20 protein-coding genes and 1 tRNA gene are annotated in these 18,672 nt (G+C 67.4%); 9 read left to right on the top strand and 12 right to left on the bottom strand.

The features are described from left to right. Position 1: 1 nt before the first annotated feature. From ispG to JOF56_RS54805, 3 genes are all read left to right on the top strand, one after another. The gene (ispG, locus tag JOF56_RS54795) at positions 2 to 1,084 is read left to right on the top strand and encodes a flavodoxin-dependent (E)-4-hydroxy-3-methylbut-2-enyl-diphosphate synthase (protein WP_209649063.1); all 1,083 of its coding nucleotides are present in this window, start codon (positions 2 to 4) and stop codon (positions 1,082 to 1,084) included. 13 nt (positions 1,085 to 1,097) lie between these two features. After that, complete coding sequence (locus JOF56_RS54800; protein WP_209647422.1) at positions 1,098 to 1,406, top strand: hypothetical protein; 309 nt, start codon at positions 1,098 to 1,100, stop codon at positions 1,404 to 1,406. Positions 1,407 to 1,480: 74 nt separating this feature from the next. Next, positions 1,481 to 1,861: a VOC family protein gene (locus tag JOF56_RS54805; RefSeq protein ID WP_209647424.1), complete on the top strand. Its 381-nt coding sequence runs from the start codon at positions 1,481 to 1,483 to the stop codon at positions 1,859 to 1,861. Positions 1,862 to 1,864: 3 nt separating this feature from the next. Here JOF56_RS54805 and JOF56_RS54810 read toward each other — a convergent pair whose 3' ends face one another. Next, positions 1,865 to 3,310 (bottom strand): amidohydrolase, encoded by a 1,446-nt coding sequence (locus JOF56_RS54810; protein WP_209647426.1) that lies wholly within the window; start codon positions 3,308 to 3,310, stop codon positions 1,865 to 1,867. 58 nt (positions 3,311 to 3,368) lie between these two features. Between JOF56_RS54810 and JOF56_RS54815 the strand changes: the two genes are divergently transcribed. Next, on the top strand, positions 3,369 to 4,454 hold the full coding sequence (locus JOF56_RS54815) for an MBL fold metallo-hydrolase (RefSeq protein WP_209647428.1): 1,086 nt from the start codon (positions 3,369 to 3,371) through the stop codon (positions 4,452 to 4,454). 57 nt (positions 4,455 to 4,511) lie between these two features. Then, positions 4,512 to 4,587, top strand: a tRNA-Arg gene (locus JOF56_RS54820). Positions 4,588 to 4,641: 54 nt separating this feature from the next. Here JOF56_RS54820 and JOF56_RS54825 read toward each other — a convergent pair. Further along, the gene (locus JOF56_RS54825; protein WP_209647430.1) at positions 4,642 to 5,079 is read right to left on the bottom strand and encodes an Hsp20/alpha crystallin family protein; all 438 of its coding nucleotides are present in this window, start codon (positions 5,077 to 5,079) and stop codon (positions 4,642 to 4,644) included. A gap of 75 nt (positions 5,080 to 5,154) precedes the next feature. Here JOF56_RS54825 and JOF56_RS54830 point away from each other — a divergent pair, with 75 nt between their 5' ends. Further along, on the top strand, positions 5,155 to 5,718 hold the full coding sequence (locus tag JOF56_RS54830; RefSeq protein WP_209647432.1) for an HSP18 transcriptional regulator: 564 nt from the start codon (positions 5,155 to 5,157) through the stop codon (positions 5,716 to 5,718). Here JOF56_RS54830 and JOF56_RS54835 read toward each other — a convergent pair. Both JOF56_RS54835 and JOF56_RS54840 read right to left on the bottom strand, forming a co-directional pair. After that, positions 5,678 to 6,754, bottom strand: coding sequence for a hypothetical protein (locus JOF56_RS54835; protein ID WP_209647433.1), 1,077 nt, complete (start codon positions 6,752 to 6,754; stop codon positions 5,678 to 5,680). The two genes, JOF56_RS54830 and JOF56_RS54835, sit on opposite strands and share 41 nt — an antisense overlap. A gap of 8 nt (positions 6,755 to 6,762) precedes the next feature. After that, positions 6,763 to 7,251, bottom strand: a complete 489-nt coding sequence (locus JOF56_RS54840; RefSeq protein ID WP_307855711.1) for a SigE family RNA polymerase sigma factor — start codon at positions 7,249 to 7,251, stop codon at positions 6,763 to 6,765. A gap of 104 nt (positions 7,252 to 7,355) precedes the next feature. Here JOF56_RS54840 and JOF56_RS54845 point away from each other — a divergent pair, with 104 nt between their 5' ends. Next, a complete protein-coding gene (locus JOF56_RS54845) occupies positions 7,356 to 8,447 on the top strand; it encodes a J domain-containing protein (RefSeq protein ID WP_209647437.1) in 1,092 nt (363 codons plus the stop codon). Between the two features lie 70 nt (positions 8,448 to 8,517). Here JOF56_RS54845 and JOF56_RS54850 read toward each other — a convergent pair whose 3' ends face one another. Continuing rightward, a complete protein-coding gene (locus tag JOF56_RS54850; protein ID WP_209647439.1) occupies positions 8,518 to 9,471 on the bottom strand; it encodes a sigma-70 family RNA polymerase sigma factor in 954 nt (317 codons plus the stop codon). Between the two features lie 308 nt (positions 9,472 to 9,779). Here JOF56_RS54850 and JOF56_RS54855 point away from each other — a divergent pair, with 308 nt between their 5' ends. After that, on the top strand, positions 9,780 to 13,232 hold the full coding sequence (locus JOF56_RS54855; protein ID WP_209647441.1) for a CHAT domain-containing protein: 3,453 nt from the start codon (positions 9,780 to 9,782) through the stop codon (positions 13,230 to 13,232). Positions 13,233 to 13,235: 3 nt separating this feature from the next. Here JOF56_RS54855 and JOF56_RS54860 read toward each other — a convergent pair whose 3' ends face one another. After that, a complete protein-coding gene (locus JOF56_RS54860; RefSeq protein ID WP_209647443.1) occupies positions 13,236 to 13,616 on the bottom strand; it encodes a winged helix-turn-helix transcriptional regulator in 381 nt (126 codons plus the stop codon). A gap of 139 nt (positions 13,617 to 13,755) precedes the next feature. On the opposite strand from JOF56_RS54860, the gene JOF56_RS54865 reads away from it, so the two are divergent. After that, positions 13,756 to 14,163, top strand: coding sequence for a RidA family protein (locus JOF56_RS54865; RefSeq protein ID WP_209649064.1), 408 nt, complete (start codon positions 13,756 to 13,758; stop codon positions 14,161 to 14,163). A 187-nt stretch (positions 14,164 to 14,350) separates the two neighbouring features. Here the strand turns inward: JOF56_RS54865 and JOF56_RS54870 are convergent, their stop codons facing one another. From JOF56_RS54870 to JOF56_RS54895, 6 genes are read right to left on the bottom strand one after another with little or no spacing between them, the layout of a single operon-like run. After that, positions 14,351 to 14,719 (bottom strand): hypothetical protein, encoded by a 369-nt coding sequence (locus JOF56_RS54870; protein ID WP_209647444.1) that lies wholly within the window; start codon positions 14,717 to 14,719, stop codon positions 14,351 to 14,353. Between the two features lie 11 nt (positions 14,720 to 14,730). Then, a complete protein-coding gene (locus JOF56_RS54875; protein WP_209647446.1) occupies positions 14,731 to 16,314 on the bottom strand; it encodes an alpha/beta hydrolase in 1,584 nt (527 codons plus the stop codon). Between the two features lie 2 nt (positions 16,315 to 16,316). Beyond that, complete coding sequence (locus JOF56_RS54880) at positions 16,317 to 16,610, bottom strand: hypothetical protein (RefSeq protein ID WP_209647448.1); 294 nt, start codon at positions 16,608 to 16,610, stop codon at positions 16,317 to 16,319. A gap of 42 nt (positions 16,611 to 16,652) precedes the next feature. Continuing rightward, complete coding sequence (locus tag JOF56_RS54885; protein WP_209647449.1) at positions 16,653 to 16,889, bottom strand: helix-turn-helix transcriptional regulator; 237 nt, start codon at positions 16,887 to 16,889, stop codon at positions 16,653 to 16,655. After that, positions 16,886 to 17,737: an ABC transporter permease gene (locus JOF56_RS54890; protein WP_209647451.1), complete on the bottom strand. Its 852-nt coding sequence runs from the start codon at positions 17,735 to 17,737 to the stop codon at positions 16,886 to 16,888. The genes JOF56_RS54885 and JOF56_RS54890 overlap by 4 nt, the downstream gene beginning before the upstream one ends. Further along, positions 17,734 to 18,645 carry an ABC transporter ATP-binding protein gene (locus tag JOF56_RS54895; RefSeq protein ID WP_245378802.1) on the bottom strand — a complete coding sequence of 304 codons (912 nt, stop codon included), beginning with the start codon at positions 18,643 to 18,645 and terminating at the stop codon, positions 17,734 to 17,736. Before JOF56_RS54895 ends, JOF56_RS54890 begins: the two co-directional genes overlap by 4 nt. Positions 18,646 to 18,672 lie beyond the last annotated feature (27 nt).

Below are 18,672 nucleotides of genomic sequence, written 5' to 3' on the forward strand. Positions count from 1 at the left end.
CATGGTTCAGCTCGGACCGCCGAAGATCCGCCGGAAGTCCCGTCAAGTGCTCGTCGGGGGCGTCCCGGTCGGCGGGGACGCGCCCATCTCGGTCCAGTCCATGACCACCGCCTTGACGTCCAATGTGGACGAAACGCTCCAGCAGATCGCCGAGCTGACCGCGGCGGGCTGCCAGATCGTCCGGGTGGCCGTGCCGTCGCAGGACGACGCCGACGCGCTGCCGGAGATCGCCCGGCGCTCCAAGATCCCGGTGATCGCCGACATCCACTTCCAGCCCAGGTACGTCTTCGCCGCGATCGACGCGGGCTGCGCGGCGGTGCGCGTGAACCCCGGCAACATCAGGCAGTTCGACGACAAGGTCCGGGAGATCGCCCAGGCCGCCTCGGCCGCGGGCGTGCCCATCCGGATCGGCGTCAACGCGGGCTCCCTGGACAAGCGACTGCTTGCCAAGTACGGCAAGGCGACGCCGGAGGCGCTGGTCGAGTCCGCGCTGTGGGAGTGCTCGCTGTTCGAGGAACACGGCTTCCAGGACATCAAGATCTCGGTGAAGCACCACGACCCGGTCGTGATGATCGCGGCGTACCGCAAGCTGGCCGGGCGCTGCGACTATCCGCTGCACCTCGGCGTCACCGAGGCCGGGCCCAGGATGCAGGGCACAGTCAAGTCCTCGGTCGCTTTCGGCGTGCTGCTGGCCGCGGGCATCGGCGACACGATCCGCGTCTCGCTGTCCGCGCCGCCGGTCGAGGAAGTGAAGGTCGGCAGCCAGATCCTGGAGTCGCTGGGCCTGCGGCCACGGCAGTTGGAGATCGTCTCCTGCCCGTCGTGCGGCCGCGCCCAGGTGGACGTCTACAAGCTGGCCGAGCAGGTCACGGCCGCGTTCGAAGGCTTCCCGGTGCCGCTGCGGGTGGCCGTGATGGGCTGCGTGGTCAACGGCCCCGGCGAGGCCCGGGAAGCCGATCTCGGCGTGTCCTCCGGCAACGGCAAGGGCCAGATTTTCGTCCGGGGCGAGGTGATCCGGACCGTACCGGAGAGCAAGATCGTCGAAACACTCGTCGAGGAGGCGCTGAGCCGCGACTGGACATGACTAGGGTAACGGTGTGCGCGAAGTCCAGACGAAGGTTGCCCAGGCCGCGGACAAGCTCGGCCTGCACGCCAACGCTCCCACGCTGACCCTGACGCTGCTCTCCGAGATCGGCCGGCTGTCCGACGAGGTGCTCGCGGCCACCGCCAACGGCCGCCGGCCGTTCCGCCCCACCGAGGGGTGGGAGCAGCGGCTGGCCGATCTCGCCTTCACCGTGATCAGCCTGGCCGACCAGACCGGTGTCGACCTGGGCACCGCGCTGGACGGCACGATCGCGCGGCACGAGGCGAACGCCAAGCCGGTGGACGACCTGCCTGGCTGGTGAGCCCGGCGGCACGCCGGATTTGAGCCTCGTCATCCGGTTTGACTAGCCCAAATGTCTCGTCTTGGATGGGCGTTATGGCCTCTTCGATCCACAACGTCTCGTTCGACGCCCGCGACGCCTACGGTCTCGCCCAGTTCTGGAGCCAGGTCGTCGGCAAGCCCATCTACGACGTGGACAAGCCGGGTGACCCCGAGGTGGCCATCGACATGGGCGACGGCAGCAACCTGTTCTTCCAGCAGGTCCCGGAAGCCAAGAGCGGCAAGAACCGCGTGCACATCTGCCTGCAGGCGAACTCCACGCGCGACGAGGAAGTCGCCCGGCTGGAAGGCCTGGGCGCGAAGATCTTCGACGACCGTCGTAACGACGACGGCACCGGATGGGTCGTCATGCACGACCCCGAGGGCAACGAATTCTGTATCGAACGCAGCCTGGCCGAGAAGGCCGCAGCCAACTGAAGCCTATGCGCGGTATGTGATCCGGCCATCCACCAAGGTCACGGCGATCGGGATTTCGCGGAGATCCGCTGCCCCAGCCGGATCCTCGGCTGTCACGGTCAGGTCGGCGACGTCCCCGACGCGCACCTCGCTCCGGCCACGGCTGGCCGCGGCGAGCGCCACCGGCAGGGAGATCGCCTGTTCGGGGTGCCATGCCGGGCGGGAGTCGTCGGTCCGGGTCACCGCCGAGGCTATGCCGTCCCAGGGATTCAGGGGCGAGACCGGCGCGTCCGAGCCGATTTCGAGCGTGGCACCGGCTGCCAGCAAGGCGCCGTAAGGGAAAGCGTGCGCGGTGCGGCCGGCCCAGTGCTGGTCGGCGACGTCCCGGTCATCGGGCTGGTGCGCCGGCTGGACTCCGGCGATCACCCCGAGCTGGGCGAAACGCGCCAGGTCGTCGGGACGCACCAGCTGGGCATGCTCGATCCGGCCGGCACAGCCGACTTCGGCGAAGGCGTCCAGGGCGATCGTGTTGGCGTGGTCGCCGATCGCGTGCACAGCCGGGGTCAGCCCGTGCCGGGATGCCTTGCCCATCAAGGCGACCAGCTCGTCGAACGGCAACTCCAGCAGGCCGTGGGCATCCTGGCCGGGGTACGGGTCGTGACAATACGCCGTTCTGGTGTTCAGCGAGCCGTCCACGAACAGCTTGTACGGTCCGACTTTCACCATTCCACCGGTGCCCGGGAGCACATCCCCGGTCCGGCGCCCTCGCTCGATCGCGGTGTCCAGCAACGGACGCGAGACCACTGCGGACACCCGCACACCCGGCGCCCGTTCAGTCAGCCGCCGCAGCCAATCGGTAGTAGTGTCGGCATACTCGTAGTCCACGATCTCGGTGACGCCACGCGCGGCGGCGGCATCGGTGGCCTCGAGCACCCAGGCGTCCAACTGACTCACCGAAGCCGACGGCAGTTCAGCCGTGGCTGCCATGCAATCGTTCTCCAGCAGCACACCGGTCGGGTGATCCCGGCCGATCAGCCGCAGGGCGGTCGGGCTGAGCCACAACGTGTGCAAGTCGTTGCTGAACAACGCCACCGGCCGGCCAGGCAACGCGCGCTCCAGCAAGTCCTTGTGCGGCACGTCAGGCCAGGCCCCGTCTCGAAAGCCGTGGCCCAGCACCAGTTCGCCCACAGCGGAAGGCCGGTCTGCGAGCCGCGACACGAGCATGGTGACCACATCGGCCGCGGATGTCGCTTCAGCCAAGGGAATCCGGCGTCGGGAACTCGCCCACTGGGTAGCGTGCACGTGCACGTCCACCAAGCCGGGCAGCAGCGTGCCCCCGCCACACGCGATGACCTCGCCGGTACGCGGCAGCCCCGGCCCGATCGCGGAGACACGTCCGCCGGACACAGCCACGTCCACGCGGGGCCCGCCGGTCCCGAGTTGGACATCACACAGCAGTAGCGCGCTCACCCAGCAACGTTACCCCGCACGCGGGTAGGCTGATTCAGTGGGAAGAAGCACAAAAAGGATGGTCAGGACCCTGCTCGGCGCGACCGCGCTCGGTCTGCTGGCCAGGGCGGTGTGGGGTGTCCCGGCGGCCATGGGCGCGGCGCCGAAGGGCAGCAGGGCCGACCGGGTCAACCGGTCGCCGCAGTTCCGCGACGGCAAGTTCCGCAACGAGCACCCGAGCCAGTCGATGCCCAGCGGCGACATGGGCGACCTGCTACGGCGTTACCGGGAGGACAAGCCACGCCGCAAGCCAAGTGGACCCATCCCGCTTGTCAGCCCATCGGCCGAAGCGCCCGCCGACGGCCTGCACATAACGTGGTACGGCCACGCGTCCGCCCTCATCGAGATCGAGGGCTCCCGGGTGCTGTTCGATCCAGTGTGGAGCGACCGGGTCTCACCGTCCGCGCTCGTCGGCCCGAAACGGCTACACCCCGTACCGGTACCGATCGACGAGCTTCCCCCGCTGGACGCGATCGTCATCTCCCATGACCACTACGACCACCTCGACCTGCCGACCGTGCGTGCGTTGCTGCGTACCCAGCGTGCGCCATTCGTTGTGCCACTGGGTATCGGCGCACATCTGGAACGCTGGCGGGTACCCGCCGACCGGATCGTCGAGCTGGACTGGGAGGAAAGCACGCGGGCCGGCGCGCTCACCCTGACCGCCACCGCGGCCCAGCACTTCTCCGGCCGCGGCCTGTCGCGGGACGGAACCCTTTGGGCCTCTTGGGTTGTGGCCGGCCCGGCCCGGCGGGTGTTCTACAGCGGCGACACCGGTTACTTCGACGGTTTCGCCACCATCGGCGAGAAACACGGCCCCTTCGACGCGGCACTTGTGCAGATCGGCGCGTACGACCCGATGTGGCCCGATATCCACATGACGCCCGAGGAAGGCGTGTCCACGCATATGGACGTGCATGCGCACGTGCTGATTCCCGTGCACTGGGCCACTTTCACTCTGGCGCCGCATGCGTGGGCCGAACCGGTGGATCGCCTGTGGCGCGAGGCAAAAGCCCAGGGTGTGACCCTTGCTGTGCCCAAACCGGGTGAACGCGTGGACATCGACAACCCGCCGGCGGTTGACGGATGGTGGCAAACACTTTGATGCGATGCACTCGAAAGGGCGTAGAGAACTGGCGCACAGTCGAGTGAGAATATGGCCCTCGCCATAGCTCAAGTGGGAGAGCACTCAGGCCCCCGGGCCGGAGAGGACGTCGGTTCGATTCCGGCTGGCGAGTCGAAGGACATGGGCCGGCCCCGCGCGGACCGGCCCTGTCACTGTCCACAGTAGACTACCGGGAAGCGTGGATCCGCTTCGGCCCGGATTCGCCTGCGATCTCGATCCGACGGGGCTTTGCCCGCTCGGCAACAGGAATCCGCAACGTCAGCACGCCCGCTTCGTACGAGGCGTCCACGCGCTCGGCATCAAGGCTGTCGCCGAGGAACAACTGCCTGCTGAACACACCCAGCGGCCGTTCGGACACCTGCATCCGCACGTCCCCGCCATGCGCCGGGCGCCGTTCCACCTTGACTGTCAGCACATTGCGCTCGATGTCGAGCTCGACTGTCCGGGGGTCGACACCGGGCAGGTCGAAGTGCACGACAAACGTGTCACCGTCACGGTAGGCGTCCATCGGGATCGAGGCGGGCCTGGTCCATGTTCCCGCGGGCTGCAGCAGTTGCTGGGTCAGCCGGTCGAGCTCCCTGAACGGATCGGTGCGCATCAACATCGTGAAGCCCTCCTTGTCGTCTGATGCCAGTCGTTACGCACGTGCCACTGTTCTAGCATTGTCATCGTTCGGGGCGTGGCAGAAGGCACGCGTCAGCCCAGCGCCGCCGAGTTGCTCGCCGCGCTGGTCGTGCTGCGCGGGCTACGCGACGACCTCGCCCGCTGGGAACCCCAGCTCATCACCGCCGCGCGCGAACTGGGAACGAGCTGGGCAAGTCTCGCCCCGGCGCTCGGCCTGGCGCTCGGCCTGGCCAGCAGGCAGGCCGTGGAACGCCGCTACTTGCGTTTGAGCCCGTTGCCATCCGGGACAAGCGTCGGTGAAGACCGCGTCCGTGAAGTCCGGGATCAGCGCGCGGGCGACCGCGCGGTCAGCGAGTGGGCCCGTAAGAACTCCGCTGTCCTGCGGCAACTGGCTGGTCAGATCATCGGCCTGCCGGACATTCGGCCCCGGAAACTCACCGCGGCGCTGTCCGACGACGACCCGGCGGCGCTGATCGCCCCGCTCGCCGGCATCCGGGATCGCCTGCGCGCCAACCACCCTGAGCTGGCCGACCGGATCGGTGACCTCACCGGCCAGATCGACCAGCTGCGAACAACGACTAGCGCTTCCCGATCCAGGGGAACTTCACGTCCAGGTTGATCGTCATCGTGTCGGCGACCTTGACCAGGTCCGCCTGGGACACCGGGCCGCTGACCTCCAGCCAGAGCCCGCCGGTGAGTTCCACCCAGACCTCACCGTGCTCGCTGCCCGCGGTACCGGAAGCGCCAATGAACACACCCTGCTTGCCGCGCACCGTGACTGGCGTGCCGTTGCCTGCCGTCGCGCTACCGGGCTTGTCCCTGTCGATCTGGGCAGTCACACGCTTCTGGCCCCGTGCCTGCGGCGCGAGATCGGTGTCAAGGAGCAGGGAGTAGTCCGTCGGCGTGGTGCCCCAGACCGAGAACAAGCCTTCCTTCATGGTCTCGGGCAGCCAGCCGAAGCCGGCACTCCGGACGATCGCGGCGTTGCCGTCCGGCCGGATCGAGCGGGCGATCTGCACAACGACCTCGCTGGCATTCGGCACGAAGTCCACCGCGAGCGTCAGCCGCTCCCCCGGTGCGGCCATCCACTCGACGAGCCCCTGTCCACCCTGCCCTTCGTCTTTCTTGCCGCCGACGTCGACCAACTGCCCCGGCACACCGTTGATGTCGACGGGGGTGATGTCACCGGGGAAGTTGGTCCGGTCAGGCAGCTTGGTGGCCTTCTGAAGAGTCAGAGTGACCCTGGATTCACCTTTTGCCGCGGGCTGGCTGGGCAGTTTCCAGATTCGCATCAACGTGCCGTCCGGCTGGCTCATCCGTTGGGACTCCGTCGCGCCATCGGGCAGCTGGCTCGGCTGGTATTTCATCACCGGTGTCCCAGGCGGAACTGTCTCGGTCTCTGTCGCTGCCACGCTTGGCTGAGGCGGTGTTGCGGCCGGGCCGGTCGTGACCGGCTGCCCGCCGTCGCCCGTGAACAGCACGAAGGGCGTCACGACCACAGCGGCGACACCGGCCGTGAGCAGCGAAATCCCCCCTATGCCGATCCGCCTGCGGGAACTGGTCCGCCTGGCGACCTCGGCCAGCACACGGCGGTGGTCGCCGGCCCGGCCTGCCTGCTTCTCGAACGCGTGCTTGATCATCTCTTCGGTGCTCATGGTTTCCCTCAGACGTGAGTGACGGACGGGGTGACGCGCAGCGTGGCCAGCGCGCGGGAGATGTGGCTGCGGACAGTTCCCGTGCCGCAGCCCATGATCTCGGCGATCTCTTCGTCAGGCAGGTCGCTGTAGTAGCGCAGGACCAGAGCGGCTCGTTGCCGCTTCGGCAGCGCGGCGACGTCGGCCAGCAGCGCGTCCCGCTCGTCGTACCGGCTTGCCGGATCCGCCATCGCGGCCCCCAGTTCCACCATCACCTCAGGTGACTGCGGCAGGTCGGTCGACGCCTTGCGCCTGCGCCAGGACAAGAACTGGTTGGTGATCATGCGCCGGACGTAGGTCTCCGGCGACCGCAGTCCTTCGATGCGTTTCCACTTGCGGTAGGTGCGCACGAGCACCTCCTGCACGATGTCCTCGGCCAGATGCCGGTCGCAGGTCAGCACGGTGGCGTAGCGCAACAACGCTTGCGTCCGTGCGCCGGCGAACTCTTCGAATGTCACGGTGTGCCCCTTCTGCCTGTTCACTGCACACACGCCACGACTGCGCCGGTTCGTTGAAGCCATCCGCCGGAAATGTTCGTGTCAGCACCGAATATCGTGTCCACGTGCATCGGGTCGACTTCTACGAGCTGCTTGGCGTCGACGAGGACGCTACGGCGAACGAGATCCGGTCGGCCTACCGGGCATTGGCCAAGGTCATGCACCCGGACGCGGGCGGCACCGCAGGTACGTTCCGTTTGCTGCGCGAGGCGTACGAGACCCTGTCGGACCCCGAACTGCGGGCCTACTACGACAGCGGTGAGGACGAGGAAGAAGAACCCATCCCGGCCCAGCAGCCGGTGGCAGCGGTTCGGCGCGGCCCCCGCGGCATCGTCCGCGACAACCCGGACTACATGCCGCCCCAGCCCGAGATCCCCTTCGACTCGATCCCGTGGTGGCACACCGCGGGCGAACGCCAAGTCGCCGTCCCCCAGGCAGTCCGGCCCGACCAACGGGTCCTGGCGGTGGCCGTCGCGGCCTGGATCGCCCTGCTGCTGGCATTGCTCCTGGTGGCGCCGCCGACCCCGCTGGTCGTCATCTGGCTGCTGGCGTTGGCCGCGTCCGGCGCGGTGCTCTTCAGGATGGTGAAACGGCACCTCGACGGCCGCGCCGCCAACCAGGCATTCATGGTCCGCTTCGGCGGCAACCAGGTCTTCGGCCGCCCAGGCTTCGGCAGCGACCACCGCGCCGAGCAGATGACAGCCCAGTTACTGACGACCTACCTGACGAAGCTGCCCGGTGTACGGATCTTCCACGGGCTCTCCGAACCCGGATCAGTCCTGGTCGACGTCGATCACGCGGTGCTCTGCGGCCACCGCCTCGTCCTGATCGAATCGAAGATGTGGCTGCCCGGCCACTACGACATCGACGAGGACGGCGACATCTGGCGCAACGACCACCCGTTCCGTGGCGGCTCGACCCGCCTCGGCAGCCAGATCGCGGCGTTCCGCGGCCTCTGGCCCGACCTGGAAGTCCGCGGCGTCCTGCTGCTCTACCCGACAAGACCAGGCGAGATAACCACCGACTACACCGGCACCCCCATCCCGCCCATGACCCCGGCCGACTTCGTCCGCGACATCGGCGCCTGGCTCGCCGCCGACCCGATAACCGTCGACAGGACCGCCTTCGCCGAGGTTCTGGCGCAGGTGGTGGGGTAGCTCCATGACAAAGGCCGACGGCTTGGGTAGCCGTCGGCCTGGACATAGCGGGAACTAGTCAGCGGGGCAGTCAGCCTGCGAGGGCGAGCAGGTTCTGGTTGCGGCTGGGGTGCCGTAGTTCGGCCAGGGCGTGCTTTTCCAGTTGGCGGATGCGCTCGCGGGTCAGGCCGATGTGCTCGGCGACCTGCTGGAGTGTGTACTCGTGGCCGTCGTGCAGGCCGTAGCGCAGCGAGATGATCAGGGCCTCGCGTGGGGGCAGGGTGGCGATCTGCTTGCGCAGTTCGGTGTAGAGCTCCTCGCGTTCGAGGACGTCGGCGGCGTTCTCGGCCTCCATGTCGGGGACCAGGTCGGCGATCTTGGAGTCGCCGTCCTCGCCGACCGGGGTGTCCAGGCTGACCGCGTCGCGACCGGCGCGGCGCAGTTCCACGATCCGCTCGGCGGTGGTGCCGACCTCTTCGGCCAGTTCCTCCGGCGTCGGGTCGCGGTTCAGCTTGGTCTCCAGCTTGCGTTCCACCCGGCGGAACTTCGCGAGCTCCTCCACCACGTGCACCGGCAGCCGAACTGTGCGGGTCTGCTCGGCCAGCCCACGCCCGATCGCCTGCTTGATCCAGGCCATCGCGTAGGTGGAGAACTTGAAGCCCTTGGAGTAGTCGAACTTCTCGACCGCGCGGATCAGACCCAGGTTGCCCTCCTGGATCACGTCCAGCATCGGCAGCCCCGCCTGCGAGCGCTTGCGGGCCTGGGAGACCACGAGCCGCAGGTTGGCGCGGATCATGTGGTCCTTGGCCCGGGCACCCTCGCGGGCGATGATCTTCAGCTCGGCGAGGTCGTGGGCGATCTGCTCGCCCTGTTCAGCACGTCGCAGCAGCTCAGCGGCGTACAGACCGGCTTCGATCTGCTTGGACAGCTCGACTTCCTGTTGAGCGGTGAGCAGTGGTGTCGCTCCGACCTCGGCCAGGTAGTATCCAACCAGATCGGCGTCTTCCCGAGGACGGACAACGGCCTTGGTCGTCTCGACGGACATGGTCTCCCCCTTTCAGGGCGCGCAGGTCTCCACCCCGCGTCAGGTCGCGACTGACCGGGGCTCGAACGTGGTTTCCGGTTCTTATGCCGGTTACGCAGCGTTCAACGTTACCTTGATGGTTTGTATTCCACTCGTGCGACGATCGACACATGGTCGCGTGACGCCTTTGTCACCAGCATCACTCATTCGAGTTACCGCTAGGTTAGGCTTGCCCTCAAGTGTAGCCCTGAACAGGGCCGATACGCCTGGCATTTTCCGCTGGTGGAACATCGACCGGCGTCAGCCCGGTATACCAGACCGCCGCCGGCATGACGAGAATCACCCTCCGGTTGGACGCCGGAACCGGTTCCGGACGCCGCCGCCAGCACGTTCCCGGACCGGGCGAACCCCTAATAGGTCCACTGAGGACATTGCCGTCACTCTTCTGGAGTAGCTCTACGATCTCAGGCATCGACCCGAACCGCTCACGCCCGCTGATCGCGCTGCGCGCGCGGTTGAACGCGCTCGGCGACACGGACCTGACCGAGTTCCTCAGCACGCAGGTGACCGCCGACGCCGAGGCGCTGCTCGGCTACCTGGCCACACCCGACGGCGTGGATGTGGAGGTCCAGCACCTGCTGGGCATGACCCACTTCGTCCGCGCGGCAGCCCAGAACGAACAGGACGGGCAGGAGGACTGGGCGCGATGCATGGTGCTGCTGTGGCCACTGTGCCTGGAGAACCCCAAATCCGTGCCGGATCTGGTGATCACCACGTTCGAGCAGGCCGCCGGGCAGCCGATGCCGCCGGAAGGCGAAGAGCGCGCACACATGTACGCCGAGGCCATGGGCGACTTGGGATTGCTGCTGTGCACCTTGCACGAACGCGGAAACCCGCACGCGGGTAACGCCGCCGTCCAGGTGCTGCGCGGTGTCGTGGCCGCTCTCCCGCCGGACCGGCCGACGCGGGCCGTGGCGTTGTGCGGCTACGGATTCGCGCTCATGGACCAGCTGCAGGACGAGACCGACCCGGCGAGGTTCGACGAACTGATCACGGTTTTCCGGGAGGCGTTCGAGAAAACCGGTGAGGACGACTACGTCCGTGCCGCCACCGGACTGGCGCTCTCGTTGCGTGCCAAGGCTTTGCTCGGTCAGGACGACCAGCTGCTGGCCGAGGCGGTGGAGAAGTTCCGCACCGCCGTGGCCGCCGCCGAAGGCAACGAGCAACGGCCCGCGCTGCTCGCCGAGCTGGGCCACTCGCTGGTGATCTGGGCGAGCATCCACACCGAGCCACAACCGGACATGCTGCGCGAGGCCATCGTCGCCCAGCGCGAGGCCCGCGAGCAGCTGTGGCAGCTCAATCCGGTCCTGCTGTGCCAGTTCGGTCTCGGCCTGATCGAGGCGCACGAGGCAGGCGTGGCCGAGGCCGACCTGAACGAGGCGGTCACGCTGCTCGAGGAGGCCGTAGCGGGCTTCCTGGAGGGCAGCGCGGAGCAGGAAGAGGCCGCGGCCATCCTTTTCCGTGCGGTCGCGGCCCGCACCACAGCGCAGTCCATAGCCAGGCAGACGCCAGCCCAGAGGGCGCTGGACGACGTGTTCACCGCGGCGCTGCCCGGTGGGCCGACGGCCGGCGATCCGGACAACCTGATCGCGTCCATGCACCGGATAGTGGGCACGGCACCAGGCGGCGGGCAGAGCCGGCACGAGCAGGCGATGGACCTGATGGCGACCGTGCTGCGCTACCCGCACGAGGCCGACCTGACCGAGGTGATGGCCAAGGCCATGCACGTGCTGGAGCAGCAGGTCGAGCACCTCGATGAAGCCGATCGGGCCGAGGCGATGCAGCGGATCCTCGATCAGCCCGAGCCGGAGCCGGTCCGCAACGTCGACCCGGCCGAACTCGCCGAGATCACCGAGCTGCTCGACCGCGTCCAGCAGCATGGTCCGGCCGATGAGGACGACATCGACCGGACCATGCTGCGGCTGACTCAGCTGGGGCTCAAGCTGGTGACCCTCGACCGCACCGATCCCGCGGGCGGGGCGGCGACCCTGCAGGAGGTGATGCAGACGCTGCCGCAGCTGCTGAACGACGCCAGAATCCCGGTCCGGTCGGTCGAGGCGATGACCGCGCTCGGCGGGGCGATGCTGTCGCCGTTCGAGGCGCTGGCCAAGACCGAGCGGAACGTCCGGATCTTCCGCGAGCGGTTCGCCGCGGACGGCGGCGTCGAAGCACGCAAGGCGTTGGCTCTGGCGCTGTTCACGCATTTCGATCTGACCCATGACGACGACGTGTTCCACGAGGCCGTCGAGCACGCCCGGGCGGTGGTCGGCCAGACTTCGCCGCCGGACCTGCGGACCGTGAACATGTGGGCCCACTCAGCCATGTCCAGGGCGCATCGCGGGGCGAGTACAGGCGGTGGCTCAGTCGCCGAGATGGCGTCGAACAACGCCGCCCAGTCGATCGCGCAGAACGATGGTCCCGGTGCTCTGGAAGGCATCGAGGACGGCCGCGCGATGATGCTGTCCAACGCTTTCAACACGCGGCGGGAGCTGGACAACCTCAGGCGTGCGGACCCGGAGCTCGCAGAGGAGTTCATCGTGGTGCGGCAACGCGCCACGGACTTCTACCAGCCTGGTGCACCGCCACCGGCCGCGGAGGACATAGAGAAATGGCGTGCCCTGTCAGCGGAATGGACCGTGCTGAGCGAACGCGTCAAGGCGCTACCGGACTTCGACCGGTTCCTGATGCCCTTGCCGATGGGGGCGACGGACCTGCAGCCCGCGGCCGCCGAAGGCCCTGTGGTGACGATCAACGTCAACCCGCGCCGCTGCGACGCCATCGTGCTGAGCACCTCAGGCACACGCCTGGTGGCGTTGCCCGGCCTGAACGCGGACGACCTGCAGGAGCGCTCGGAAAGATTCCACTCCGCACTGTCTGATGCAGAGGCACGGGAAACCGTGCTGCAGGAGACACTCGGCTGGCTCTGGGACGTCATCGCCGAGCCGGTGCTGACCAAACTGGCGCTGCCGCAAGGTTCCCGGCTCTGGTGGTCGCCGACCGGGCCGCTGAACTTCCTGCCGCTGCACGCGGCCGGCCGGGACAGCGAGTCGGCCTTCGACCACGTCGTCTCCTCGTACACGCCGACGATCCGCGCCCTGATGTACAGCCGCTCAGGCACAGTCTCGCCGTGGCGGTCCGCTTTGGCGGTCGCGATGCCGGAGACACCCGGCCACGCACCCCTGCCCGCCACCCAGGCCGACGCGGAGGCGCTGGCAAGCCGAATCCCCGGCCCACCGCCGTTGATCGGACCGGAGGCAACCCGGTCAGCCGTGCTGTACGCGTTGCCACACGTCAACATCGCGCACTTCGCATGCCACGCAGGCAGCGACCCAGCCGACCCATCAGCCAGCTATCTGCAGCTGCAGGACGGCCCGCTGGACGTGGCCACCATCGCGCGGATGCGGCTGGAGAACGCGGAACTGGCCTACCTTTCGGCATGTGCGACCGCACGCGGCGGCGTCCGGTTCGCCAACGAGGCCGTGCACATCGCTTCGGCATTCCAGCTCGCCGGCTTCAGCCAGGTCATCGCCACCCTCTGGGAGATCAACGACGGCGTCGCCGCAGCGGCGGCAGCGGGCGTCCACCAGGAACTGTCGTCCGCGCTGACCGAGCAAACCCGCCTGCCCGGCGCCGTGGCCCTGCACAAGATCACCCGCCAGATGCGTGACGCCTGGCCGTCAACCCCGTCCGCCTGGGCCGGTTACGTCCACGCCGGGGCCTAACCGTCAGGCGTCGAAGCGGTGGCGGGCGGCCTCGATGTGACCGAAGTACCGGTGGGTCCAGTCACACATTCCGTCGACGGTTGCGCGTAGGCCCTGGCCCGGCTCGGTGAGGGTGTATTCGACACGCGGCGGGACGGTGGGGTACGCGCTGCGCTCGACCAAGCCGTTGCGCTCCAGCATGCGCAGGTTCTGGGTGAGCATCTTGTGGCTGATGCCCTCGATCTCGTTGCGCAGTTCGCTGAATCGCAGGGTCCGTTCACCGAGAGTCTCGATGATCAGGAACGCCCACTTGTTGGCGACGTCGGAGAAGATCTCTCGCGCCAACGAGTCCGCGCGCCTGAGGTCTGTTTCCTCGGATCGGCCCTTGATCTGTTTGGTCACCATCAGGTTCCCCAGTCACTAAAAAGTGCGTTCTTCCATGTCAGCGACCACTCTCTTACAGTTCCTGAGTAACCACAAGAGACCACGAGGGTCTGGTGTGACGAGCACGGGCCCACGATGCCCGGACAAGGAGGCGGACGGCATGGCCATCACCCTGGTGAACCCCAGCGGATTGCCCAAGATCGATGTCTACCGGCAGGTGTCGATCGCAACCGGGTCAAAGCTGGTCTTCATCGCCGGTCAGGTCGCCTGGGACGCCGAGGGGACCACGGTCGGCAAGGGCGACCTCGCCGCGCAGGTCGAGCAGTGCTACCTCAACATCGGCACCGCCCTGGCCGAGGCCGGCGGTAGTTTCGACGACGTTGCGAAACTGAACTTCTACGTTGTCGACTGGACTCCCGACAAGATGCCCCCGCTCCTGGAGGGGATCTCGCGGGCGGCCGCAAAGCTGGGAATCACCCCGGTCCCGCCGGCCACGCTGCTGGGTGTTGCGGCACTCGACGTACCCGACCACCTGGTCGAGATCGAAGCCACCGCGATCCTCGACTGAACAGACGCCCTTCGCCCGCTGAGCACCGCCAGTATGGACGCCCCTCTTCACATCCCGGTCTCGGCCTCCCCGTGCACGACTTCAACCACGGAACGAACGCGACCCCGTCAACAGTTCCACCCAGGCAAGACGAACCCGTGCGAATGGGCCGTTCGCACGGATTCACCCCGCCGGCTTCGACACAGGCCTAAGGCCACACGCAGGGCGAAGTGGCCGTCACGAAGAACGCACCGAGGTCGTTGGTCTGGACCGCCATGCGGAATCCGTCGGCCAGGCGTTCGGCCCACAGGTAGTTCGGGCGGGCGTCCTTGAGGATCTGGAACCCGTTGCCCGTCAGCCAGGTGTGCAGTGTGTCGACATGGGGCAAGAGGTCTCCGGCGATGTAGACCTCGTATTGCGCGACCGCGGTTACACGGCCGGGTTCACCACCATCGGTCGGGTCGTCGCAGGGGGTCGGATCGCCTGCGATCTTCACTGAGCCGAGTGGGTTCAGGTGAGCGAGCACTTGGCGGACGAGTTCGTCGACCTCATGGGTGGCGTTCTCGAGGGTGAGCACTGGTCCTCCCGTCAGAACGTCGGCTTGCCGGCGATGATGTTGCCCATGTTGGTCAGCGCGGGATTGCCGGTTTCCCAGTACATACTGTGCACCGCCTGGTTCCAGCCCACTGCGCTGGGCGGGCCCGGTGCCGATTCGAACGTGTTGGTGAACTGTGTGGGCGACGGACCGTGTGTCCCGGCAACCACGTTGATCGGGTCGTACTGCGCGGTCGTGGAGTGGACACGATCGGCGACCTTGTCCTCGGGAACACCGGTGAGATGCAGGTCTTTGACGTTCGTGACGCCCACACCCGGGCTCGCCACGAACACTGCCTCGTCCGCGTTCAGTTTGCCGTCCCGGGCAGCATGTCCGATGAGGACAGTGCCGTAGCTGTGGCCGACCACCGTGTTGTGGGACTTCTCGCCCTGATGGGTCTCCCGCAGGCCGTCCTGGAAATTGTTCAGAGCGGCTTTGCCGTTGTCGGCGAACTTGTTCTGGGCGGCTTCCGGAATACCCTGTGGGGCCTCATATCCGACCCAGGTGATGACCGAAGTGGACGGTGAACCGGCGTTCTTGGCCGCCAGCACCATCTGGTCGGCCCGGGTGAGGTCGGTCTTCATGTCGGCGACCGTCGAGTACGTGCCGGGGACATACGTGGCCACGTTCTTGGCGGTGTCCGGGTTGCCCATCGCGACGATCGCACGGCCGGTGCCGTCCGAACTGATCTTCAGCAGGTACGGCTGCTGGTGTTCGGCACTCGGCTTGGTGTTCAGGCGGTCCTCGATCTCCCCGATGCCCTTGAGTTTGCCGTTGATCTCGGCGGCCTTGCCAGGATCCTGGTCGCGCATCTCGATCAGCTTGGCCTTCTCCTGAGCCAGTACCGCCCGGTTCGCGCGGTCGCGTACCTCCGCGGGAATGCCGTCCAGGTTGCCGATCTTCTCGCTGTGCATGAACAGCAACGACTCCTGCTGCTGCGGGGTGAGCGACTTCCACCAGTCGTTGACTTCACCAGGCTTGGCCTTGGGGCCAGGGATGGAGGTGTTCCCCGCGATCACCGTCGCGTCCTTCGCGCCGGGGGCCATGCCTGCGGCCTGCGCGGTGAGTTTGCGTAACGCGGCGGCGGCTTCTTCGTCGGCCGCGGTCGCGTGCCGCAGAATGCCTTGGACGACCGGAGTCAGTTGCGCGGCGACCTGCTTCTGGTCAGGCAACGTCTGCTGCGGCGAGCGCCCCGGCACGGGGTACGGCGTATTGCCGACGGTGCGATCGGTCGCCACAACCGTCCCATCCGGCTGGATCACCAGGGAGTTGTCGTTCGCCGTGGCGATGGCTTCCCGGAGTCTGGCCTGATCAGCGGTCAGAATCGTGCCGACCTGGGTGAGCACGGGCGGGATGCGTCCCATCTGCTCGGCAGCGTCAGCCAAGCGTTTGCGCTGCTCGTTGAGGTCGCCCTTGGCGGCCTCGCTGCCCTTGCCGGTCCACTTCTCCAGGGACTTGATCTGCTTGGCGAGCTCATCCCCGCGCTCGCCGATCAGCTGGGCGAACCGCTGCCACTTGCCGGCGGCCCGGCTGAACACAGCCGGTTCGGCATCCCGCAGTTCCGGGAACGACAGCATGGTCAGTCCCCCTTCAACCGCGTCTTGTTGCCCTGCTCGACGCCGGCGTACTGCCGCGCGTTCATCACCAGCTTGTCCCCCGCGACCGCCATCTTCGTCCCGGCGACCGAAAGCACCTGCTCCCAGCTGGTCTCACACTCGGCGATGCCCTTGGCCGTCGCGAACCCCCGATTGGCCTGTCCCCCGGCATCCTGCGCCCCCGAATGCCCATCGACCACCACATTCAACGCATCCGCGCCGTCGACAATCCCATTGCCGGCCCGCCGCAGCTCATCCGGCGTCACTTCGAACCCCATACCCCGCCAGAGCCACCAGGGCGGCCCCGGGTTCCCACGAGTTCAGCCGGCTCGTTCGGCGCCGATCCGGGGGAAGGGCGCGGTGGAGAAGACGACCTCCACCGCGACTTCGAAATACTCCGCGATCTTCAGGGCCAGGTAGAGGCTGGGGCTGTATTCGCCGCGTTCGAGGTAGCCGACGGTCTGGTAGTGCACGCCCAGTGCGTCGGACAGCTGACGGCGGCTGATGCCCCGTTCCGCGCGCAGCATCGCGATGCGGTTGTAGATGACCTCGCTCATGTAATCCTCTGGAGTGCCTTTTCCCTGCGTTCGGTCATGCTTGCGCCGGATTCGCGGCGGGCCATCCTGCGCATGACCATGGGGGCCACGATCAGGCCGATGACGGCCCAGATGCCCAGGACTCCGATGGTTTCCAGGGTTCGCCAGGATCCGCCGATCTCGACCGCGGCCATACTGTCAGGCAGCAGGGCCGAGCGCATGCCCAGGCCCAGCCAGTAGATCGGGAACAGCTGGCCGAGGACCTGCATCCAGCCGCTCATCTCGCCCAGGGGCCCGAAGATCCCGGAGATGGCGACCAGGCCCATGATCGGCAGCATCATGATGCCGACGTTGCGCGGGTTCTCGAACATCGAGCCGAGCACGGCACCGATCGGCATGGTGGCGATCAGGCCGAGGGCGAGCACCCAGATCAGCGTCAGCCACGCGCCGACGCTCGTCAAAGCCAGGCCGTCGAACAGGAACGTGCCCGGAATCAACAGCGCGAGCACGCTGACCACGGACAGACAGGCCACCAGGACGATCTTGCCGATCAGGTAGCCGAACATCCCGTTCGGGATCGCCTTGGCCCGCAGCAATGTCCCGTCCTCGCGTTCGACCGCGAGCTGCTGGGAGACCGTCACCATTCCGTTGAACGCCACGGTCATGCCGAGCACGCTGCTCAGCGACATGGTGCCCAGCGAGAAACCGGTCTGGCCGATTGTCGCGCCGCGCATGAAGATCATCACGACCAGCAGGATCACGGTCGGGAACACCGCGGCGAAGATGTCGGTCGTGGTCACGAACGACTGCCTGAACTCGACCAGGCCACGCCGCGTTCCGGACCGGGCGGCCGCCGCCAGCGGGTTCATCGGGTCACCTCCACGAACTCACGCGCTGCCTTCTCGTGCTGGCCGGATTCGAAGGCCACCACCATCGCCATGTATGTGTCCTCGAGCGAGCCGCGGCGCACTTCGAGGTCACCGATGTCGTCACCGTGCTGTTTGAACAGGTCGTGCACGAACTTGGTCGCCTCGGTCGTGGCGTGCACGAACCGCTGGCCGCGCATCGTCCACTTCACCTCGGACTCGGTGGACATCTCCAGCGACAGCTGGTCCGCCGAGCCGTCGGCGATCACCGAGCCACCGGCCAGGATCAGGATCCGGTCGGCCAGTTTCTCGGCCTCGGCCAAGTCGTGCGTGGTCAGCAGGATCGTGGTGTCCTCGTCGTCGGCCAGCCGGTGGACCAGGTCGTGGAACTCACGCCGGGCGGCCGGGTCGAAACCGACCGTCGGCTCGTCGAGGAACAGCACGTCCGGCTTGCCCACGATGCCGATCGCCACGTCCAGGCGACGGCGTTGCCCGCCGGACAGCTTGTTCACCCTCTTGTGGGCGTGCTCGGCCAGGCCGACCGCGTTCACGAGCTCGTCGATGTCCCACGGCTTCTGATAGGGCTCGTAGAACGTCGCCAGATGCCCCAGCAGATCGCGGATCCGCCATTTGCCGTGATCACGCCACGACTGCAGGACCACGCCGAGCCGCGCCCGCCAGCGCTCGTCGGCGTGCGCGGGGTCGCTCCCCAGCACCGAGACCTCGCCGGCCGACCGCATCCGGAACCCTTCGAGGATCTCGATCGTTGTGGTCTTGCCCGCACCGTTCGGCCCGAGCAAGGCCAGCACTTCCCCCCGGTGCGCCTGAAAATTGACGCCTGTCAGCACATCTGTTGTGCCGTACCGCATCCGCAGGTCGCGGACGTCGAGCACGGGCTCGTCCCCGGCCATCGCTCCCCTCCCCATATCTAACCTCTC

Source organism: Kibdelosporangium banguiense (genome assembly GCF_017876405.1).
Taxonomy (GTDB): domain Bacteria; phylum Actinomycetota; class Actinomycetes; order Mycobacteriales; family Pseudonocardiaceae; genus Kibdelosporangium; species Kibdelosporangium banguiense.

Bases quoted from the DNA above. Each gene is read 5' to 3' on its own strand.
- JOF56_RS54885 (WP_209647449.1), bottom strand. From the start codon at position 16,889: ATGAGCGAGGTCATCTACAACCGCATCGCGATGCTGCGCGCGGAACGG.
- JOF56_RS54855 (WP_209647441.1), top strand. From the start codon at position 9,780: ATGACGAGAATCACCCTCCGGTTGGACGCCGGAACCGGTTCCGGACGC.
- JOF56_RS54835 (WP_209647433.1), bottom strand. From the start codon at position 6,754: ATGAGCACCGAAGAGATGATCAAGCACGCGTTCGAGAAGCAGGCAGGC.
- ispG (WP_209649063.1), top strand. From the start codon at position 2: ATGGTTCAGCTCGGACCGCCGAAGATCCGCCGGAAGTCCCGTCAAGTG.
- JOF56_RS54805 (WP_209647424.1), top strand. From the start codon at position 1,481: ATGGCCTCTTCGATCCACAACGTCTCGTTCGACGCCCGCGACGCCTAC.
- JOF56_RS54815 (WP_209647428.1), top strand. From the start codon at position 3,369: ATGGTCAGGACCCTGCTCGGCGCGACCGCGCTCGGTCTGCTGGCCAGG.
- JOF56_RS54880 (WP_209647448.1), bottom strand. From the start codon at position 16,610: ATGGGGTTCGAAGTGACGCCGGATGAGCTGCGGCGGGCCGGCAATGGG.
- JOF56_RS54850 (WP_209647439.1), bottom strand. From the start codon at position 9,471: ATGTCCGTCGAGACGACCAAGGCCGTTGTCCGTCCTCGGGAAGACGCC.
- JOF56_RS54860 (WP_209647443.1), bottom strand. From the start codon at position 13,616: ATGGTGACCAAACAGATCAAGGGCCGATCCGAGGAAACAGACCTCAGG.
- JOF56_RS54865 (WP_209649064.1), top strand. From the start codon at position 13,756: ATGGCCATCACCCTGGTGAACCCCAGCGGATTGCCCAAGATCGATGTC.
- JOF56_RS54895 (WP_245378802.1), bottom strand. From the start codon at position 18,645: ATGGCCGGGGACGAGCCCGTGCTCGACGTCCGCGACCTGCGGATGCGG.
- JOF56_RS54825 (WP_209647430.1), bottom strand. From the start codon at position 5,079: ATGTTGATGCGCACCGATCCGTTCAGGGAGCTCGACCGGCTGACCCAG.
- JOF56_RS54875 (WP_209647446.1), bottom strand. From the start codon at position 16,314: ATGCTGTCGTTCCCGGAACTGCGGGATGCCGAACCGGCTGTGTTCAGC.
- JOF56_RS54890 (WP_209647451.1), bottom strand. From the start codon at position 17,737: ATGAACCCGCTGGCGGCGGCCGCCCGGTCCGGAACGCGGCGTGGCCTG.